The sequence below is a fragment of the Tianweitania aestuarii genome (assembly GCF_018457165.1).
GTDB classification, from domain to species: Bacteria; Pseudomonadota; Alphaproteobacteria; order Rhizobiales; family Rhizobiaceae; genus Tianweitania; species Tianweitania aestuarii.
Genome location: NZ_JAFMNX010000001.1, coordinates 425,799 through 443,583, shown reverse-complemented (window position 1 = coordinate 443,583; position 17,785 = coordinate 425,799). Strand labels below are relative to the sequence as shown.

Annotated in this window: 14 protein-coding genes; 11 read left to right on the top strand and 3 right to left on the bottom strand. The window is 62.8% G+C overall.

The window, feature by feature from the left end:
* The first annotated feature begins 16 nt into the window (after positions 1-16).
* The 3 genes from JYU29_RS02090 to JYU29_RS02080 all read left to right on the top strand — a co-directional run bounded on the left by JYU29_RS02090 (position 17) and on the right by JYU29_RS02080 (position 3,240).
* Positions 17-751 carry a 16S rRNA (uracil(1498)-N(3))-methyltransferase gene (locus JYU29_RS02090; RefSeq protein WP_213983112.1) on the top strand — a complete coding sequence of 245 codons (735 nt, stop codon included), beginning with the start codon at positions 17-19 and terminating at the stop codon, positions 749-751.
* Positions 752-843: 92 nt separating this feature from the next.
* The gene (locus tag JYU29_RS02085) at positions 844-2,217 is read left to right on the top strand and encodes a glutamate--cysteine ligase (RefSeq protein ID WP_213983111.1); all 1,374 of its coding nucleotides are present in this window, start codon (positions 844-846) and stop codon (positions 2,215-2,217) included.
* A 126-nt stretch (positions 2,218-2,343) separates the two neighbouring features.
* Entirely contained in the window at positions 2,344-3,240 is an 897-nt protein-coding gene (locus JYU29_RS02080; protein ID WP_213983110.1) for a DUF937 domain-containing protein, read from the top strand.
* Between the two features lie 79 nt (positions 3,241-3,319).
* Here the strand turns inward: JYU29_RS02080 and JYU29_RS02075 are convergent, their stop codons facing one another.
* Positions 3,320-3,601 carry a YjiS-like domain-containing protein gene (locus JYU29_RS02075; protein WP_213983109.1) on the bottom strand — a complete coding sequence of 94 codons (282 nt, stop codon included), beginning with the start codon at positions 3,599-3,601 and terminating at the stop codon, positions 3,320-3,322.
* A gap of 195 nt (positions 3,602-3,796) precedes the next feature.
* On the opposite strand from JYU29_RS02075, the gene JYU29_RS02070 reads away from it, so the two are divergent.
* Together JYU29_RS02070 and xseA are read left to right on the top strand one after the other, a co-directional pair.
* Positions 3,797-4,759, top strand: coding sequence for a LysR substrate-binding domain-containing protein (locus tag JYU29_RS02070; protein ID WP_213983108.1), 963 nt, complete (start codon positions 3,797-3,799; stop codon positions 4,757-4,759).
* A 30-nt stretch (positions 4,760-4,789) separates the two neighbouring features.
* Positions 4,790-6,415 carry an exodeoxyribonuclease VII large subunit gene (xseA, locus tag JYU29_RS02065; RefSeq protein ID WP_213983107.1) on the top strand — a complete coding sequence of 542 codons (1,626 nt, stop codon included), beginning with the start codon at positions 4,790-4,792 and terminating at the stop codon, positions 6,413-6,415.
* On the opposite strand, the gene JYU29_RS02060 is transcribed toward xseA, so the two are convergent.
* Positions 6,412-8,838 (bottom strand): GumC family protein, encoded by a 2,427-nt coding sequence (locus JYU29_RS02060; RefSeq protein WP_213983106.1) that lies wholly within the window; start codon positions 8,836-8,838, stop codon positions 6,412-6,414. The two genes, xseA and JYU29_RS02060, sit on opposite strands and share 4 nt — an antisense overlap.
* A gap of 321 nt (positions 8,839-9,159) precedes the next feature.
* Here JYU29_RS02060 and asnB point away from each other — a divergent pair, with 321 nt between their 5' ends.
* From asnB to JYU29_RS02030, 6 genes are read left to right on the top strand one after another with little or no spacing between them, the layout of a single operon-like run.
* Complete coding sequence (gene asnB / locus JYU29_RS02055) at positions 9,160-10,980, top strand: asparagine synthase (glutamine-hydrolyzing) (RefSeq protein ID WP_213983105.1); 1,821 nt, start codon at positions 9,160-9,162, stop codon at positions 10,978-10,980.
* On the top strand, positions 10,977-11,891 hold the full coding sequence (locus JYU29_RS02050; protein WP_213983104.1) for a glycosyltransferase family 2 protein: 915 nt from the start codon (positions 10,977-10,979) through the stop codon (positions 11,889-11,891). The genes asnB and JYU29_RS02050 overlap by 4 nt, the downstream gene beginning before the upstream one ends.
* A complete protein-coding gene (locus JYU29_RS02045) occupies positions 11,888-12,709 on the top strand; it encodes an FkbM family methyltransferase (RefSeq protein WP_213983103.1) in 822 nt (273 codons plus the stop codon). The genes JYU29_RS02050 and JYU29_RS02045 overlap by 4 nt, the downstream gene beginning before the upstream one ends.
* Positions 12,709-13,842, top strand: a complete 1,134-nt coding sequence (locus tag JYU29_RS02040) for a glycosyltransferase (RefSeq protein ID WP_213983102.1) — start codon at positions 12,709-12,711, stop codon at positions 13,840-13,842. Before JYU29_RS02045 ends, JYU29_RS02040 begins: the two co-directional genes overlap by 1 nt.
* Positions 13,839-15,050, top strand: coding sequence for a glycosyltransferase family 4 protein (locus JYU29_RS02035; RefSeq protein WP_213983101.1), 1,212 nt, complete (start codon positions 13,839-13,841; stop codon positions 15,048-15,050). The genes JYU29_RS02040 and JYU29_RS02035 overlap by 4 nt, the downstream gene beginning before the upstream one ends.
* On the top strand, positions 15,050-16,207 hold the full coding sequence (locus JYU29_RS02030) for a CgeB family protein (protein WP_213983100.1): 1,158 nt from the start codon (positions 15,050-15,052) through the stop codon (positions 16,205-16,207). Before JYU29_RS02035 ends, JYU29_RS02030 begins: the two co-directional genes overlap by 1 nt.
* On the opposite strand, the gene JYU29_RS02025 is transcribed toward JYU29_RS02030, so the two are convergent.
* On the bottom strand, positions 16,114-17,784 hold the full coding sequence (locus JYU29_RS02025; RefSeq protein WP_213983099.1) for a DUF2793 domain-containing protein: 1,671 nt from the start codon (positions 17,782-17,784) through the stop codon (positions 16,114-16,116). The two genes, JYU29_RS02030 and JYU29_RS02025, sit on opposite strands and share 94 nt — an antisense overlap.
* Position 17,785 lies beyond the last annotated feature (1 nt).

The following is a 17,785-nucleotide window of genomic DNA, read 5'->3' as shown; positions in this document are numbered from 1 at the left end:
CGCTCATGTCCGGTTGATGCGTGCGAACTACAAAATGCAACGGCTCTTCGTGCCCGACGCCCTCGATACCGGCGCTCGCCTGGTGCTGGAAGCGCAGCAAAGCCATTACCTCCTTCATGTTCTGCGCTACGAGCCGGGCGCGGAACTGCTTGTTTTCAACGGGCGCGACGGCGAATGGCTGGCGCGCTTGGGCGAAGGCAAGAAGAAGGCGGCTTCGCTCGATGTCGTCGAGCAGACCCGAGCGCAGGAACCGCAGCCGGACCTGCTTTACTGCTTTGCGCCGATCAAGGTCGGTCGGCTTGATTATCTCGTGCAGAAAGCCGTCGAGATGGGCGCTGGTGTCTTGCAGCCGGTTCTGACCCAGCACACCCAGATGACGCGGCTCAGCGTCGACCGTCTGCAGGCCAATGCGATCGAAGCCGCCGAGCAATGCGGTATCCTCGCGCTTCCCGCCGTTCGCGAGCCCGTGAAGTTCGAGCGCCTGCTGAACGATTGGGATCCCAACCGACGACTGATCTTCTGTGATGAGGGTGCTGCCGGCAACAATCCGCTCGCCAGCCTTCAGGCGATCGAAGAGCGCAAGCTTGCGCTGCTGGTTGGGCCGGAAGGGGGCTTTTCGGATACGGAACGGCGACAGCTGCACGATCTGCCGTTTGTGACGGCCATTCCGCTCGGTTCCCGTATCCTGCGCGCCGACACCGCTGCCGTTGCGGCATTGGCGGTTATTCAGGCGACGGTGGGGGATTGGTAAGAACCCGTTGACAGCATGGTCAAGATTATTCGCTTGCCCGGCGCATGCATAATCTGCAAGCAAGCGCCTCAAATTCAGGCCAGGTGACGAAAATGGCACGTGACACAACCGACTCCCGGCCGATCGAGGGCGTGGACGAACTCGTTGACTATCTCGCTGCCGGCAACAAGCCGCGCGAGCAATGGCGCATCGGCACCGAGCACGAGAAGTTCCCCTTCTATGTGGATGGCCATCGTCCCGTGCCTTATGGCGGCGACAACGGCATCCGCGCGATCCTGGAAGGCATGCAGCGCGTGCTGGGCTGGGATCCCATCATCGACGAAGGCAACATCATCGGTCTGGTTGAGCCCACCGGCCAGGGTGCGATCTCGCTTGAGCCCGGCGGGCAGTTCGAATTGTCGGGTGCAGCGCTCGAAACGATCCACCAGACCTGCCGCGAGGGCAATGCCCATCTTGCGCAGGTGCGCGAGATCGCCGAACCGCTCGGCATCCGCTTTCTCGGCCTTGGCGGCAGCCCGAAATGGACGCTGGCTGAAACGCCACGCATGCCGAAGTCGCGCTACGACATCATGACCAACTACATGCCCAAGGTCGGCACCAAGGGCCTGGACATGATGTACCGCTCCTGCACGATCCAGGTGAATCTCGACTTCTCTTCCGAAGCCGACATGCGCCGCAAGATGCAGGTTTCCTTGAAGCTGCAGCCGCTATCCACGGCGCTGTTTGCAAGTTCGCCATTCACCAATGGAAAGCCGAACGGCTTCCAGAGCTGGCGCGGCGATATTTGGCGCGATACCGACAACCAGCGCTCGGGCGTGCTGCCGTTCTGCTTCTCGCCCGATTTCGGCTTTGCCGATTACGTGGAATGGGCGCTCGACGTGCCGATGTATTTCGCCATCCGCGACGGCCGCTACCGCGACCTCACCCATGTGACGTTCCGCCAATTCATGAACGGCGCCTTGCGCAACGAATTGCCGGATGGTCTGCCCAACATGGGCGACTGGGCCAACCACCTGTCGACGCTGTTTCCCGACGTGCGCTTGAAGCGGTTCCTCGAAATGCGCGGCGCCGACGGCGGTCCATGGCGGCGCATCTGCGCACTGCCGGCGTTCTGGGTCGGCCTGTTGTATGACCCGGAAGCCCTCGATGCAGCCGAAGCGCTGACGCGCAACTGGACCTATGAAGACGTGGTTGCCATGCGCAACGCCGTGCCGGAACAAGGTCTGGCGACCCTGCTCGACAATCACAGCCTGCGCGACATCGCCCGCGACGTGCTCGCCATTTCCCGCAAGGGGTTGGCCAATCGTGCGCGCCTCAACGCAGACGGCTATGATGAAACGTCCTTCCTCAGCCCGCTCGATGAAGTGGTTGCGCGCGGCACGACAAGTGCGGAAGACATGGTGAATTCGTTTCACATGCGCTGGGGCGGTTCGATCGAGCCGATCTTCCAGGAATACGCCTACTGATCAGGCCAAGCGGCGGCTGAAGGGCCAAGGGGCGACTGAGATCATCATGCGGGTGCGTGCGCGAACGCGCGACCCTTTAAGCGGTGCAAATCCGGCCTAGGTTCATACCTAACGGAGAACACGCTCATGATGCCTTTGTTCGACATGCTCAACACCGCCGATAACGGCAAGGCCATGGAGCTGATGGCGCGCCAATATGGGCTGACCCAGCAACAGGTTCAGCTCGCCACCGAAGCGCTGCTGCCCGCCTTCAGCCAGGGTTTGAAGCGCAATGCCAACGACCCTTACGGCGTTGGAAGCTTTCTCCAGGCCATGGCATCGGGCGATCATGCCCGCTATTTCGATCATCCCAGCCAGGCGATGGGGCCGGACGGCACGGCCGAGGGCAACGGCATTCTCGGCCACCTGTTCGGTTCAAAGGAACTCAGCCGGGCCGTCGCCGCCCATGCCGCACAATCCACGGGCATTGCCCAGTCGATCCTGCAGCAGATGCTGCCAGCACTCGCCAGCATGATCATGGGCGGCCTGTTCAAGCAGTCCACCGGCCAGATGCCGGGACAATCGGGCGGCAATGTCCTCGGCGACATCATCGAGCAGATGATGCGCGGCGGCATGGGCGGCGGCGCGTCGTCAGGTGGCGGCACAAAGACGGGCACGACTCCGGGCTCGAGCTTCGATCCGTTCGACAATCCCTTCGGCAAGGCCATGAAGGACATGATGACCGGCGGAACTGGTCAGGCACGGGAAAGCGCGCCGCAATCCGGCCAAGCCAACAACCCGTTCGGTGGCACACCCTGGGGCAAGATGCTGGAAGGCATGATGGGCGGCGGCGGCATGGGTAGCCAGGCCCAGCCGGAACCGCAGCCCGAGCCGACAAATCCCAGCGGACGGCCGCGCAATCCCTATGACGATCTGTTTGGCGACATGTTCGAAACTGGTCGCAAGACGCGGGACGATTATCAGAAAGGCACCGAAGCGATCTTCGACACCTTTCTCAAAGGCATGGAAAAGCGTGGAGCCTGAGGTCTTTGAAGAACGGAAGGCTCAGCAAACAGGGAAAGCGGAAGCATAAGCCTCCGCTCACCTTGCGCCGTTCCGACTGTCAGACAACGTGCCGCGCGGCAGCTTCGCCGGACTGACGCTCGTCCACGATCATGGTCAGGCGCGTGATCGGATCGCCGAACCCGTGACCGGCTTCAAGCACATCATAGCGGCGCAAACCGATATCCTTCAGCTGCTTGTCGGTCATCTCGTTCAGCCTGACAAATGCGCTTCGGTTTCGAAGAAAACGCATCACCGCGACGCCACGACCGGCCACACGCTCCCAGATGGCCGGGCGGAACGCGGCTGGCAGCATGGTGGCGGACTGGTCGAGCGTCGACATCGAAGGTCTCCTTGGAATGCCTGTTTGAAGGTTCGGTCGCGACCCCGCACCGGCAGCACTATGCTGCGGAGGTGACAGGGCAGTGACCGTTTGCATGGAACACGCGGAGGAATGCGTCGCGCCGATTGATAAATCCAACGAATGTTTCTAATGGCCGTTATCAACGCTGTTGATGAAGGTTCCAGGAGGTTCCGGATGGCCGTCCCGCTCGATCTCGATCAGTTGCAGACCTTTGTCGCCATTGCCGATACCGGCAGCTTCACCCGCGCCGCCGATGAGGTGCACCGCACGCAATCGGCCGTATCCATGCAGATGCGCCGGCTGGAAGAGCGCATCGGCAAGTCGCTGTTCGAGAAGAACGGGCGCACGAACCGGCTGACGGACGATGGCGAGAAGCTGCTTGCCTATGCGCGGCGGATGATCCGCCTCAACCGCGAAACCATGGCGGCCTTCGACGACACGAGCCTGGAAGGCCAGATCCGGATCGGCACACCCGATGACTACGCCGACCGCTTTTTGCCGGAAATCATGGCGCGCTTCGCCCGCTCCAATCCGCGGGTGGAGATGTCGGTGATCTGCGAGCCCACGTCCAACCTCGTGGAACTGCTCAAGCGCGGTCAGCTCGATCTGGCTCTGGTGACGCATAGCGGCGGCACGGGTCAGTCCGAGATCGTGCGCCGTGAGCCGCTGTTGTGGGTGAGCTCGGCCAACCATCCCGTACATGAAGAAGCCACTTTGCCGCTCGCGGTTGGCCGCCCGACCTGCATGTGGCGGCGTGCGGCCTGCGATGCGCTGGATGCCAGCGGACGCGATTATCGCATCCTGTTCACCAGCTGGTCGGCAACCGTGGTGATTGCGGCCGTTTTGTCGGGGCTCGCCGTTTCGGTTCTGCCGGAATGCGCCTTGCGGCCCGGCATGCGCGTGCTGGGTGAAGCGGAAGGCTTTGCTGATCTTCCCGACATCCGCATTGGGATCATGCGCGGCCACACACCGGCCGGGCAATCCGCGATCGTGGAAGCGCTGTCGCGCCATATCAGCGAAAGCCTCGACAACATCTCGCTGCCCATGCCCGTGGTGGACGACGCCGCAAGCTTCGACTTCACGGGACTGGGCAAACGCACGAAGCCGCGTTCGGGCAACCTGGTGACGAACTGGTAGAATCGGCCGGCCGACGATATGTCTTTCTCCATGCCCGATCTTCTTTCCCCCGCCCCGCTCACCAATGCCACGGAATATTCCGTGTCGGAGATCTCCGGCGCGCTCAAGCGCACGGTGGAGGATCAGTTCGGCCATGTTCGCGTGCGCGGTGAGATTTCCGGATATCGCGGACCGCATTCCTCGGGTCACGCTTATTTCGGGCTAAAGGACGACCGCGCCAAGCTCGAAGCCGTGGTGTGGAAGGCAACGATGGCGAAGCTGCGCTTCCGGCCCGAAGAGGGCATGGAAGTCGTCGCCACCGGCAAGCTGACGACCTATCCCGGCTCTTCGAAATACCAGATCGTCATCGACAATCTGGAGCCGGCAGGTGCCGGCGCGCTGATGGCCTTGCTGGAAGAGCGCAAGAAGCGGCTCGCCGCCGAAGGCTTGTTCGACGCCGCGCACAAGCAGGATCTGCCGTTCATGCCCCGCGTGATCGGCGTGGTGACGTCGCCAACCGGCGCAGTGATCCGCGACATCCTGCATCGCATTGCCGATCGCTTTCCGCTGCATGTGATCGTCTGGCCCGTGCGTGTGCAGGGCGAGACATCCGGTTCGGAAGTCTGCGCGGCGATCAACGGCTTCAACCAGTTGCCCGTTGATGGCCCGATCCGGCGGCCGGACGTGATCATCGTGGCGCGCGGCGGCGGCAGCCTCGAGGACCTATGGGGCTTCAACGACGAATCCTGCGCCCGCGCCGTATCCCATTCACGGATCCCGCTGATTGCGGCCGTTGGCCATGAAACCGACTGGACGCTGATCGACCTCGTTGCTGATCGCCGTGCACCGACCCCGACCGGCGCGGCCGAGATGGCCGTTCCCGTGAAGGCCGAGCTCGAAGCACGCATCGCATCGCTCGGCGCACGGCTGAGGGGCTGCATGTCGCGAGGCATGGACCGCCGCACGCATAGCGTTCGAAGTTTGGCGCGTGCCCTGCCGAGTGCGGACGCCATCCTTGCAATGCCGCGCCGCCACTTCGATGAGGTCACGGGACGGCTGGAACGGTCGCTGGAAACCTCCACCCATCGCCGTCGGGTCAAGCTAGATGGTTTGCGCCTGTCGCCTGCCGTTCTGTCGCGCCGAACCGCGCTGCTGCGGCGCGAACTCGGGCGAACGGGCGAACGACTGCCCGCCGCAAACCGACGTCAGCTCGACGCCGCCGCTGCACGTTTGCCGGCACCCGATCGCTTGTCACGGCTTCTCAAGCGCAAGCTCGATCATGATCGCGCACTGTTCCAACGTGTCACGCGGCGTATGCGTCCGGCCGCTCTCGTTGAGCGCTTGAGCACGATGACTGCGCTCTATGCAGCGCTCGAAGCGCGTCGGGATCGCGCGCTCGCACTGCGCCTTTCAACGCATCGCACGGGTCTGGCCCAATCCGAGCGCATGCTGGGCTCGCTGTCCTACAAGGCCGTGCTCAAGCGCGGTTTTGCGGTTGTGCATGACACCCAAGGCAAGCCCATTACCGCGGCCGCGGCGGTGTCTCCAGGCGAACGGCTCAGCCTTGAATTCGCCGATGGTCGCATCGACGCGATCGCTTCGGGCGAAGCACCGCTCAAGCCGAAGAGCGCGAAAAAGGCAGCCCCGCCCGCTGAAGGCCAAGGCCGTTTGTTCTAGCGGCGCAGGCTCCACGAGCCATAGGCCTTTCGCTGTTTGCTTCTCCAGACGCGGCTCGTCAAAAAGAGCGGAAGACGCTGGCGCCTGACGCCTGCGATCCAGCCACGTGTCAGGTCGTTCAACGCATCGCGCAGACCAACAACGCCCGGTTTGTCCAGACGCCTTTCGCCGAAATAATCCCATTCAACCGCAGCACGCGCCGGCGGACGTGCTTTTTCGCCCGCACCCGCCGTCGTGTAGCGACAGGCGTAGAAGCCCTCGACATCTTCGGCCCGGAACCTCGTCATCGCGACGCCAACCACATTGCCGCCTGCCGCGCGCAACCGCGACAAGGCAAGCCAGGCGCTTTGGCGGCTGACCTGGCGGGCCGACACCACCATCAGCGTGTCATCGGCCAGCCGCGACAGGATCGGTGCATCCGACAGGCCGGTCACCGGCGGTCCGTCGATCACCACCAGATCATAGCGCCGCAGAAACGCGCCGAGCAGAATGCCGGTGCGCGGCGATGAAAGAAGATCAACGGGGTTGGAAACGGTCGGGCCGGCTGTCAGCACGTTCAGGTTGGGAGCGGCGACATAGAACATGCGGCCGAAGCTTTCGCGCGTTACCCGTCTGGCCAGGATATCGCTGAGCCCCAGCCGGTTCGGCAGTTTCAGCCTGCGGTGCAGGGTCGGCCGACGCAGATCGGCATCCACGAGCAGAACGCGATAACCGAGTGCGGCGAAGTCCACCGCGATCTTGTGCGCCGTAGTTGTCTTGCCCTCGCCGGCTTCCGTGCTGGTGACGAGAAGCGAACGCGGATGCCCCGCATCATCGGCAAACTGCAGCGCGGTGCGCAGCGAACGATAGGCTTCACCCAGCGGCGACCGGTTGTCGGCAAGCTGTGCCTCCAGCAATGCCTTGTCGGTGTTCGGCAAAGCGCTGAGAACCGGCAGTTTCAACTGGGCTTCAACGTCACGCGGAGTGCGGAAGGCATTGTTGAGGCGTTCGAGGATCATGATCGTGAAACCGGCCATGCCGGCCGCAATCAACAGGCAGATCGCCAGACTGCGCGACAGGCGCGGTGTCACGGGTTCCGCCTGAGCCAGGGCATCATCGATTACGGCCGCATTCTGCGCCTTGAGTTCAGCCCCGACACCGAGGTCGTTCAGTTTGTCGACCAGATTGTCGTGCTGGGCGCGTTGTGAATCCACCTCGCGCTTGAGGATCGTGTAGCGAATGCTTTTGTCGGCATACACCGACAGCTCGTTTTCAAGCTCCGCCAGCTTGGCGCTCAGCTGATCTTCACGCCGCACGGCCTCGTTGTGGCGCGCGCGCAAGGACAGGATCACCGCATCGGTGAGGTCGGAACGCTGCTTCTCGAGTTCGCCGATCTGCGCCCGCAGCTTGCGCATTTCGGGATAGTCCGGTTTGAACGTGTCGAGCTTCTGTTGATAGTCGGCACTCAGATCCGCGATGCGGCTGCGCACCTCCAGAACGGCTTCGTTGCCAAGGACATCCTGAAGCTGGTTTCCGTGGCCGGCATCGATCAGCTGGACCCGGCTTTCGGCCGCAAGGCGCTCGTTGATCGCTTCGGCGAGACCGTCATTCAGCGCCCGGATCTTCTGCTCGATCAGCGATTCCTCGCCTTCCGTCGCCGCCATGATGCCGTGCTCGCTGGCGTAATCCACGAGCTCGGCTTCCGAATGCTGAAGCTGCTCCTTCACGTCGGCCACCTGTTCTTCAACGAACTGGCGGGCGAGAAGGGAGGCACGGCTGGTTTGTTCGGCGCGTTGTTGGAGATAGCTGGCCGCGATCTGCCTGACGATCGCTTCGGCGGTGTCGGGATCGGCGTCCTGATAGGCCAGCGACAGGATGCTCGTGTTGCGGATCAGGCCGACGCTGAGCTGTGCCTGCACGCGCGCGATCGCCATGCGCAGCCGCTGCTTGTCATCGATACCCTTCAGGGCCTCGGCTGGCGACACCCCGAACGACAAACGCGGGCGCGGAAACAGGAAATCGGCGCGGTTGGCGAGGTCGAGTGCCGTTACCGCGTTCTGGACGACGCTGCGGCTCTTCAGCGTTTCGAGTGCCGATTGAAAACTGCGCGTGTCGATCGTGGCGCTAACGACTTCGAGGTCGCGCACGACGCGCGCTTCCGGCGCCGAGATCTCGATGCGCATGGTGGCACGGTAAAGCGGGGTTTGCGCAAGAAACAGACCGAGACCGACCAGCAGACCGCCAGCAAGAAAGGCGCCGATCAAGCGGCGATGATGAAGAAGACGCGACCAAAGGCGCAGAAGATCGAGGCCGGCCGTTTGATGAGGCGGTGCGGAATACAGCAGCTGATCCTGCCCGGCATCATCCGGCGACGGAAGAGCGCGGACGTGCGGCCGCAGCTCTGCCCGTTCATAGAGTTCGCCGCTTTGGACCCGATCCAGCATCGCGTCACCGCACCCGATGAAGCGCCGAGACCGCTCGGCGCCGCAACACAGGCACAAGGACAGCCGATGCCATGGCCGGCATCGGCGTGTTCGCACTCAAGAACCCCATATCCGCCCCCGCGGAAAAACACACAGCACACTTCGTCGGCGTCCAAGCAGATTCCGACTGCAGCAACCTTCATCTTTCAGCTACATTCATGACCGTACAGCAAAACCTATATGATGCAATCTCCGCAGCATCTTAAACTTAGAATCTTCTTGCCTTTCCAGTTCTTCTAAGATCATAGCACATGGGGATCGGGGTTTCGGAGTTGCTTCACCATGTGCGGTGTTGCGGGTATCTTTGATTATGCTGCACAGTCACCGCGTTGCTTCGATCAGGAGCTACGGCGTGTCTGTGATGCCATGAAACAAAGAGGGCCGGACGGTTTCGGTCACTGGTCGAGCTCCGACAACCGTCTTCAGCTTGGACACCGCCGCCTCTCGGTCATCGCACCCGGCCCACAAGCCGCTCAGCCGATGGCCGATGTTTCCGAACGCTTCATCATCAGCTTCAATGGTGAAATCTACAATCACCGCGCGCTGAGAACGGATCTGGAAGCGCGGGGCTACCGCTTTCGCACCCAATCCGACACGGAGGTCATCCTGAACCTTTATGCGGCGGAGGGCGCAGAGGCCTGCGCAAAGCTTCAGGGCATGTTTGCCTTCGCGATCTATGACACGGTCGCTCGCAGCCTGTTCCTGGCGCGCGACCCCTACGGGATCAAGCCGCTTTATCTCAGCGACGATGGCCAGACCCTTCGCTTTGCCTCGCAGGTGAAGGCGCTGCTTGCCGGAGGCGGGGTCGACACCACGATCGATCCTGCCGGGCTGGCGGGCTTTGCCTTGTTCGGCCATGTGCCGGAGCCCTTTACCTCCTATCGCGCGATCCGCCCGCTCCCCGCGGGTCACCATCTGACCATCCGTGAAGGTCGCGTCGGTCAGCCGATGTCTTTCGCATGCCTTGCAAGCTCCTTCGCCACGCACCAACAGCAGGACGCAGAGGGCACGACCATCTGCCGGCAAGCGCTGCAAGACAGTGTCGGCCGGCATCTGGAAGCCGATGTCGAGCTTGGCGTGTTTTTGTCGGGCGGGGTGGATTCCGGTGCCGTTCTCGGCCTCATGCGCGATCGTGGCGGCGCGCATCCGATCAAGGCGATCACGCTGGCCTTCGAGGATCTCGCCGGCACCGATGTGGACGAGGTGCCCTTGGCGCGAGAGATCGCAGCGCATTATGAAGCCGACCATCACATCCATCGGATCAGTCGCGACGACCTGGCGGCAAACGTGCCGGCCATTCTGGCTGCTATGGATCAGCCGACGATCGACGGGATCAACACCTGGTTCGTGGCGAAAGCCGCGCGAGAGCTGGGGCTCAAGGTCGCTTTATCCGGCATCGGTGGCGACGAGCTGTTTGGCGGCTATTCAACCTTTCGCTCCATCCCGGCAATGGTCCGTGCCACTGCGTTGACCGCCAACATGCCCCGGCTAGGCGCAGCCGTTCGCCGGATCGGTTCAGGCCTTTTGCCAAACCTGCAAGCAACAAACCCCAAGGCGCTTGCCGCCTTCGAACTCGGCGGCACCTATCCCGGCGCTTACCTTCTGCGGCGGGGTTTGTTTCTGCCCCACGAACTGCCCGCTCTGCTTGGGCGAGACATCGCACGCGAAGGCCTTCAACGGCTCGATCCGCTCGGCTTGATCGCCGGCAGCCTTGAGCCAGGCGTGAGCGATCCGCTGCTGCGCGTGGCAGCTATGGAAAGCGGCAACTATCTGCGCAACCAGCTGCTGCGTGATGCGGATTGGGCCGGCATGGCGCATGGGGTCGAGATCCGCACACCGCTGGTGGATTTCCAGCTTCTCCAGACCGTGGCGCCACACCTGGCCGGCATCATCAGAAGCAAGAACGGCAAGGCGCTGCTTGCATCCGCACCCTCAAAACCGCTGCCATTCTCGGTGCTTCAACGATCGAAAACAGGCTTCAGCGTTCCCATGGAAAGCCTTCTATCCGGCCAGCGTAACGCGAATACGCGCCTGACCTCACGTCTTTGGGCCAGACAGGTTCTGCAGGCCTTCACCGGTCAAACTACGGCGCTCGCGGCATGACGGGCCCGCTGCCGATCACCGTCGTGATCCTGACCTTCAACGAAGCGCCGCATATCCGCCGCTGCCTCGAGCGCATCCGTCCTTTGGTGCAGCGGATGGTGGTGATCGACAGTTTCTCCACGGATGACACGCCTTCGATCGCGCGGGCCTGCGGGGCAGAGGTTCTGCAACGCCGCTGGCTGAACTATGCCGACCAGTTCCAATGGGCCCTCGACAATGCCGGCATCACCACGGAATGGGTGCTGCGGCTCGATGCCGACGAGTATTTCGAGCCGGCTTCGGTCGATGAAATCCTCCATCGTCTCGGCACCCTCCCGCCGGATGTGACCGGGGTCAACTTCCGGCGCAAGGTGATCTTCCGCGGCCGCTGGATCCGCTTCGGCGGCTTTTATCCAACGATCCTGCTGCGCCTTTGGCGGCACGGTGCGGCGCGTATCGAGAGCCGCTGGATGGACGAGCATGTGGTTCTCCAACGCGGCCGTTCCGTTACCTTTGCGCATGATTTCGTGGACGAGAACCTCAACGACATTTCCTGGTGGACCGACAAGCACAACGGCTACGCCACCCGCCAGATGATCGACTTCGTCGCGCAGGAGCAACAGCTGTTTGCGCGGGACAGCGCGCTCGAAAAAAGTCAGAGCGGACAAGCCAGGCTGAAGCGGCTTTTGAAGGTGCACGTCTTCGCGCGCATGCCGCTTTACCTGCGCGGCACGCTCTATTTCCTGTTTCGCTACTTCATCCTTCTCGGCTTTCTGGACGGTCGCCAAGGCTTCCTGTTCCACTTCCTGCAAGGATGGTGGAACTGGATGCTAGTGGATGCCAAGATCGACGAGGCGCGCAGCTTCATTGCCAGACACGGGCTGGAAGCCTTCAAGCTGCACCTGCATGATCGATGGGGCTACCGCCTGTGAGCCTTCCGCTGATCGCGCAAACATCGGTCCATCCGCTGCGCCGGCTGGCCGAGCGCGCCGTGCGCAATCTCGTTGTGCGCCGACGGCTGCCCGCTGAATTCGGCCGTCGTCCCATGTTCCTTTCGCCGGCCAACCGGCTGCGCGCACTCGACGTCAGCCTGGAACGCTTCGAGCCCACCCTTCTGTCTTACACCAGGCGCTTTGTGCGGCCGGGCATGGTGGTGTGGGACATCGGCGCGAATATGGGTGTCTTCACCTTTCCGGCGGCGCATGCGGTCGGCACCGGCAAGGTTGTCGCCATCGAACCCGATCCGTTCAACCAGCTTCTCTTGCATCGAACGCAGGCCGCGAATCCCGATCTTGCCGTAACGATCATCCCTGCCGCCTTGTCGGATCAAGTCGGGCTGGCCGAGCTCCAGATCGCCGTTCGCGGTCGTGCCGCCAACAGTCTGCGCGGAGCCGATTACGGTTCACAGATGGGCGGGGTGCGCATGGCTGTTCCGGTCGTGACGCTGACGCTCGACTGGCTGGCCGCGCATCAACCCGCACCCGACCTGATCAAGTGCGACGCGGAAGGTGCGGAAGCCTGGATCCTGCGCGGGGGCGCGCGTCTGCTTGCCACCAAGCGTCCCCTGCTCATCATGGAAGTGCCGAGCGAAAACAGCGACGCCTGCACCGCCATCCTGCACGCCCACAGCTACCAGCTGTTTGCCGCCGAACACCCAATCGACCCGGCCGGAGAGTTGCGCCGGATCGGTCAAGCATGGGAAGTGGTTGCCATTCCAAGCGAGTTGGTCGCGGACTGGAAGGGCATCTGATGGGTCAAAAACCGCGCATTGTGTCACTGGTTGGCGCTTACTGGCCTGGCAATGACGCGTCGGGTCCCAACCAGAGCTTTCGTGCGCTGGCACAGGCGCTTTCCAGCCAGTTCGACTTCCATCTTCTTGCGCGCGATCGCCCGTTCAACGGCAAGGCGGCGTCTCCTGTTTCGCCGGTGGGATCGAGCTTTGACGCTACTTATCTGCAACCCGGCACCCTTGCGCCGCAGGGTTTGCTGCGCGAAATCCGCCGGCTTTCACCCGATATGGTGTGGCTGAACGGCTTCTTCGACCGCGAGTTCACGCTGCCCGTTCTGCTGGCAAAGCACTTCGGACGCTTGGGGGACGTGCCTGTTCTTCTTTCGCCGCGTGGCGAGTTTCATCCGGCCGCCTTACGCCTGAAGCCCACACGAAAGCGCAGCTATCTCTCACTCGTCCAGGCGCTGCGTCTTCTCGACGGCGTGACCTTGCATGCCACGAACGAAGCAGAAGCGCAGATCATTCGCACGGTTCTTCCGCGCCAGAGCCAAATTGCCATTGCGCCCAACATACGACCTTTGCTTGAGCCACTGCCGCATGAAACCAGCCCGACGCTGCGGCTGGCATTCCTCGGCCGCATCACGTCGATCAAGAACCTCGCTTTTGCCCTGCGCGTTCTGCAGGACGTTCAAACGCCGGTTCAGTTCGACATCCATGGTCCGATCGAGGACGAAGACTACTGGCAGATGTGCCTCGCCATGGCCGCCGAACTGCCTGATCATGTCGGCGTCACCCATCAAGGCCCCTACGCCAATGCCGATCTGCCGGCGATGCTTTCACATACCGACCTTCTGTTCTCGCCAACCGCAGGCGAGAACTTCGGCCATGCGATCTTCGAGGCTCTGTCCTGCGGCGTGCCGGCGCTGATCTCCGATCGTACGCCCTGGCGCGATCTTGCCGCTGCGCAGGCTGGCTGGGATCTGCCGATCACCGGACCGGAGACCTTTGCCGAAACCATCGACCGCTTCGCCACCATGGATGAAAGCGCTCGCTCGATCTGGCGCCAAGGCGCGCGAAAGCGGGCTGAAGCGACCGTCGCCGATAGCGATGCGGTTGCACGCAGCCGCGCCTTGCTGGAGGGTCTTTGCGCATGACCGGTCAGCGGCTCGCCATCGTCGTGTCGCATCCGATCCAGCATTTCGTGCCGCTTTATCGTGCGCTCGCCGCGCGTTCCGACATCACGCTGAAGGTCTTCTTTGCCAGCCGCATCGGCGTTGATCGCACCTTCGACGCCGAAATGAACACCGCCTATGCCTGGGACGCCAATCTGCTCGAAGGCTACGATCACGCCTTTCTCGATGAAGCCGACGGGATCAAGCAGGTGTCGTTTCGGGCGGTGAACAATCCCAGCATCGCTGCCGCACTCCGTGACTTCCAGCCGACAACCGTGCTCATCTATGGCTATGCGCAGCTGACGGCGCTGCGTGCGCTTTTCTGGAGCCGTTTGAACCGTGTTCCCGTGGTGATGGCCGGCGATGGTGACGCCATGCCGCGTTCCAAAGGCGCGCGCGCACTCTTCCGATCCGCCGGCTTGCGCTTGCTGATGCGCCAGGTGTCGGCAGTGCTGGCGGTGGGCGATCAGAACGGAACCTTTTGGGCCAGAATGGGTGTGCCGGCTACCAAGCGCTTTCGCAGCCCTTTCCCCATCGATGAAACCATCTACCGCCATGCCCGCGCCAATCGCGCGGCGCTGCGGACCGCGACACGCCGACGCTTCGGCATTGCGGAAGACGCCTTCGTGTTTCTCTTTGTCGGTAAGCTCAGCCCGCGAAAACGCGCCGCCGACCTCCTTGCCGCATCCACCCTGATCAAGACGAAGCGACCGGTTCATCTCCTGTTTTGCGGCGATGGCAGCGAACGAGGCAGCCTCACGTCGGCCGCGAGCGGTGAGGTGCCGGCAAGCTTCGCCGGCTTCGTCAATCTCGATCGGCTTCCTGCCGCCTACTGCGCGGCCGATGTTCTGGTGATCCCCTCCGAACACGATCCACATCCGCTTGTCGGCTCGGAAGCCTGCGCCATCGGCCTGCCGCTCATCGTCAGCGATCGCGTCGGGCTGATCGGCGGAAGCGATATCGCGCAACCAGACTTCAACGCGCTGACCTACCAATGCAGCGACGTCGATGCTCTGGCCGCAGCCATGCAGCGTTTGCTTGATGACCCTTCCCTTCATGCCGCGATGGCAGACGCTTCGCTGGCCGTGTTCGAGCAAACCTGCATGCGCCACAGCGTCGAAGGCGTGATGGCGGCGCTCGATCATGTCAGACCGGCCGGAGCACCCGCGCTCCAAGGTCTGCCCGCCTGATGCACTACCAGCAAGAACCCCTGCGTATTCTCGCTGTCGCCGAGACGTGGCAGGGATCCAATGCCTATGCCTTTGTGCGCTCCTTCCGCCGCGCCGGGCATTCCGTGTCGCTGCTTGCCGATGAATGGTTCGCCGCTTCGGGCTGGCAAAGCCGGCCGATGAAAGCCGCGCGCCGCCTTGTTTGGCCAATGATCCTGCGCGAAGCCACCCAAGCTGCGCTACGCGAAACGGAGCAGTTTCGCCCGCACCTTTTTTTCGTGTTCAAGGGGATCATGGTGTCGCCGCAGGCGATCCGCGCTGTGCAGGCGGGTGGCGGCGTGGCGATCAACTTCTGGCCGGATACGAGCTTCGTGGATCACGGCCAAACGGCACTGCGCGCGCTGCCCTGCTATGACTGGGTCTTCACAACCAAGACGTTCGGACCGGCCGATCTCAAGGCGCGCTTTGGCATCACCAACGCTTCCGTTCTTTCGCACGGTTTCGATCCTGAGACGCACAAGCCGACCGCAATGGATAGAAGCGACACCGCGCTTTACCAATGCGATGCGTCGTTCATCGGCACATGGTCGCCGAAAAAGGAACAGCTGCTTTCCGCCCTCATCTCCGCCCTGCCGGCACTCGATCTCAAGATCTGGGGCTCGCAATGGGAGCGCGCCGGACCGTTCCTGCGCCCGCACATTCAGGGCCGCCCCATCTTCGGCGCAGAATATGCCAAGGCGATCGGCGCGGCCAAGATCAACATCGCGATCCTGTTCGAGGGCAATGCCAACGCTGCCAGCGGCGACCGGGTGACGTCGCGCTCGTTCCACATTCCCGCATCCGGCGGCTTCATGCTGCATGAGCGCTCCGATGAGATCGCGGCCCATTTCACGGAAGATCGGGATTGCGCCATGTTCGGCAGTGCCCGCGAGCTTAGCGAAAAGGTGCGCTTCTATCTCACCCAGGACGAGGCGCGCAGCCGCATGGCGCAGTCAGGCCGCAGCCGCGCTTCGTCCTCCGGCTATTCCATCGATGATCGCGCGCGCACCGTGATCGACAAGGCACGCGCGCTACTGGCAGCCCGTCAGGAGACCGTTGCACCCAATGCCGCCAACACTTTCCAGTTCGCGCCGTCCGAACAAGCAAGCGTCGGCCCGCCCGCCGCGTCCGACACATAGATCAGCGCACCCGCGCCCGCCGCATTGGCCGAAGGTAGCGAAGCCTTGCCATAGCTTTTCAAGCGCACCGGCCCATCCACGACGAGCTTCGCTCCGCTGGGATAGGACGCGCCCGACCCGATACCGACATTGCCCTGATAGATGTGCAGCCCGAAACCATAGGATGCGTTCTTGTCGCGGAAAATGAAGCTGCCGGAATAATCGTAGGTCACCACGCCGGCATTATCGACGCTGTATTCCACCGAGCGCTTGGTGCGCGCGCTCATCGTAAGGGATGTGACGCTGGCCGGCAGGGCGTTGCTCGTCTTGAACGTCGTTGCGTCGATCACGTCGATGATGCGGGTATTGGCCGGAACGTTTGCGCCCGTGATCGTGCGCCCGATCTGCGCTTCATCCACCAGACCGGCGGCCGCCGTGACGCTGGTCGTGCCATTGGCCGTCACCGCGAAGACAGAACTGGCCGCCTGGGTCACGCCGCAAGACAAAGCGAAGCTCGCCGCCAGCCCACCAGGCGCTTCGGCATAAAATGCATCGGTATTGAAGCCCCGCGTGCGCGATCGCAGGCCGGACGCGTTCTTCGATCCGGCAGTCAGCGCCTGCGTCAGCGGCCGCGCCAGAACGAGATTGTCGGCATCGTCCAGATATGGCAGCGGCAGCGTTGCCGTATTGGCGCCGTTGCGCTGGCGATGCGGCGGCACATTGTTGGCGAGGTAGCTCGTGACCAGCCCGTCATAAACCATGGCCGCATTGGTTTCGAAGTTCAGGTCGATCTTCGGCTGGTGATTATGACTCTGCAAAAGCAGCAGCGACTGCGCCAGCGTGACATTGCCATACGAACCGTCATGCGCGCCGACCCAGCCGATCGGACGCCGGACACCACCATTTTTGTCGACCACATCCAGGAAGTTTTCCGTCCACGGGCTGGCCTGCTGGGGATTGGAGTAAAACTTCGATTCCAGATGCCAGGCCGCATATTGCCGGTCCATGTCGGCGCGTACACCGACGCCCGCCATATTGATGCCGGACGCCCAGACATCGTCGATATAGCTTGGCTCGGTTGCCGGCCCGTTGGTCCAGGACGCGGCCTGATAATAGGTGCTCCACTTGTAGCCGCCCGTGCCCAAGACTGCGCTCGGATCGTTGCGATAGATCAGGCCGGCAGCGCTGATCATGTGGCTGATCACACCCGCAATATCGCCACTGCCACCGGTGCCGCCACCACCACCACCGCCGCTGCTCGGTAGATCGAGCCATTCGCTTCCCCGGCGCACCAGAAGCCGCGCCTCGTCGATCACCCAGGCGAGCCACCCCTCGCCCGGCCTATAAAACGCCCATGCGCCGTCCTGCCAGGCTGCGATATGCCCATCCCTGCTGCTCCACGCGTCGGTTGCGCCAGCCGGCACGATGTAGCGATCGCCATCGCGGGGATCGGCAGGCGGCGCCATCCGGTCACGATCGTGGACCGCGATCTGCGTCAGCGCATCGAGCGCGCGAACCGCTTCATTATGCATGACATGCTTCTGCGCCTGCGAGGGCATGATGTAGGGAAGGAGAAGGTTCGGCGAAATCTCGGTCATG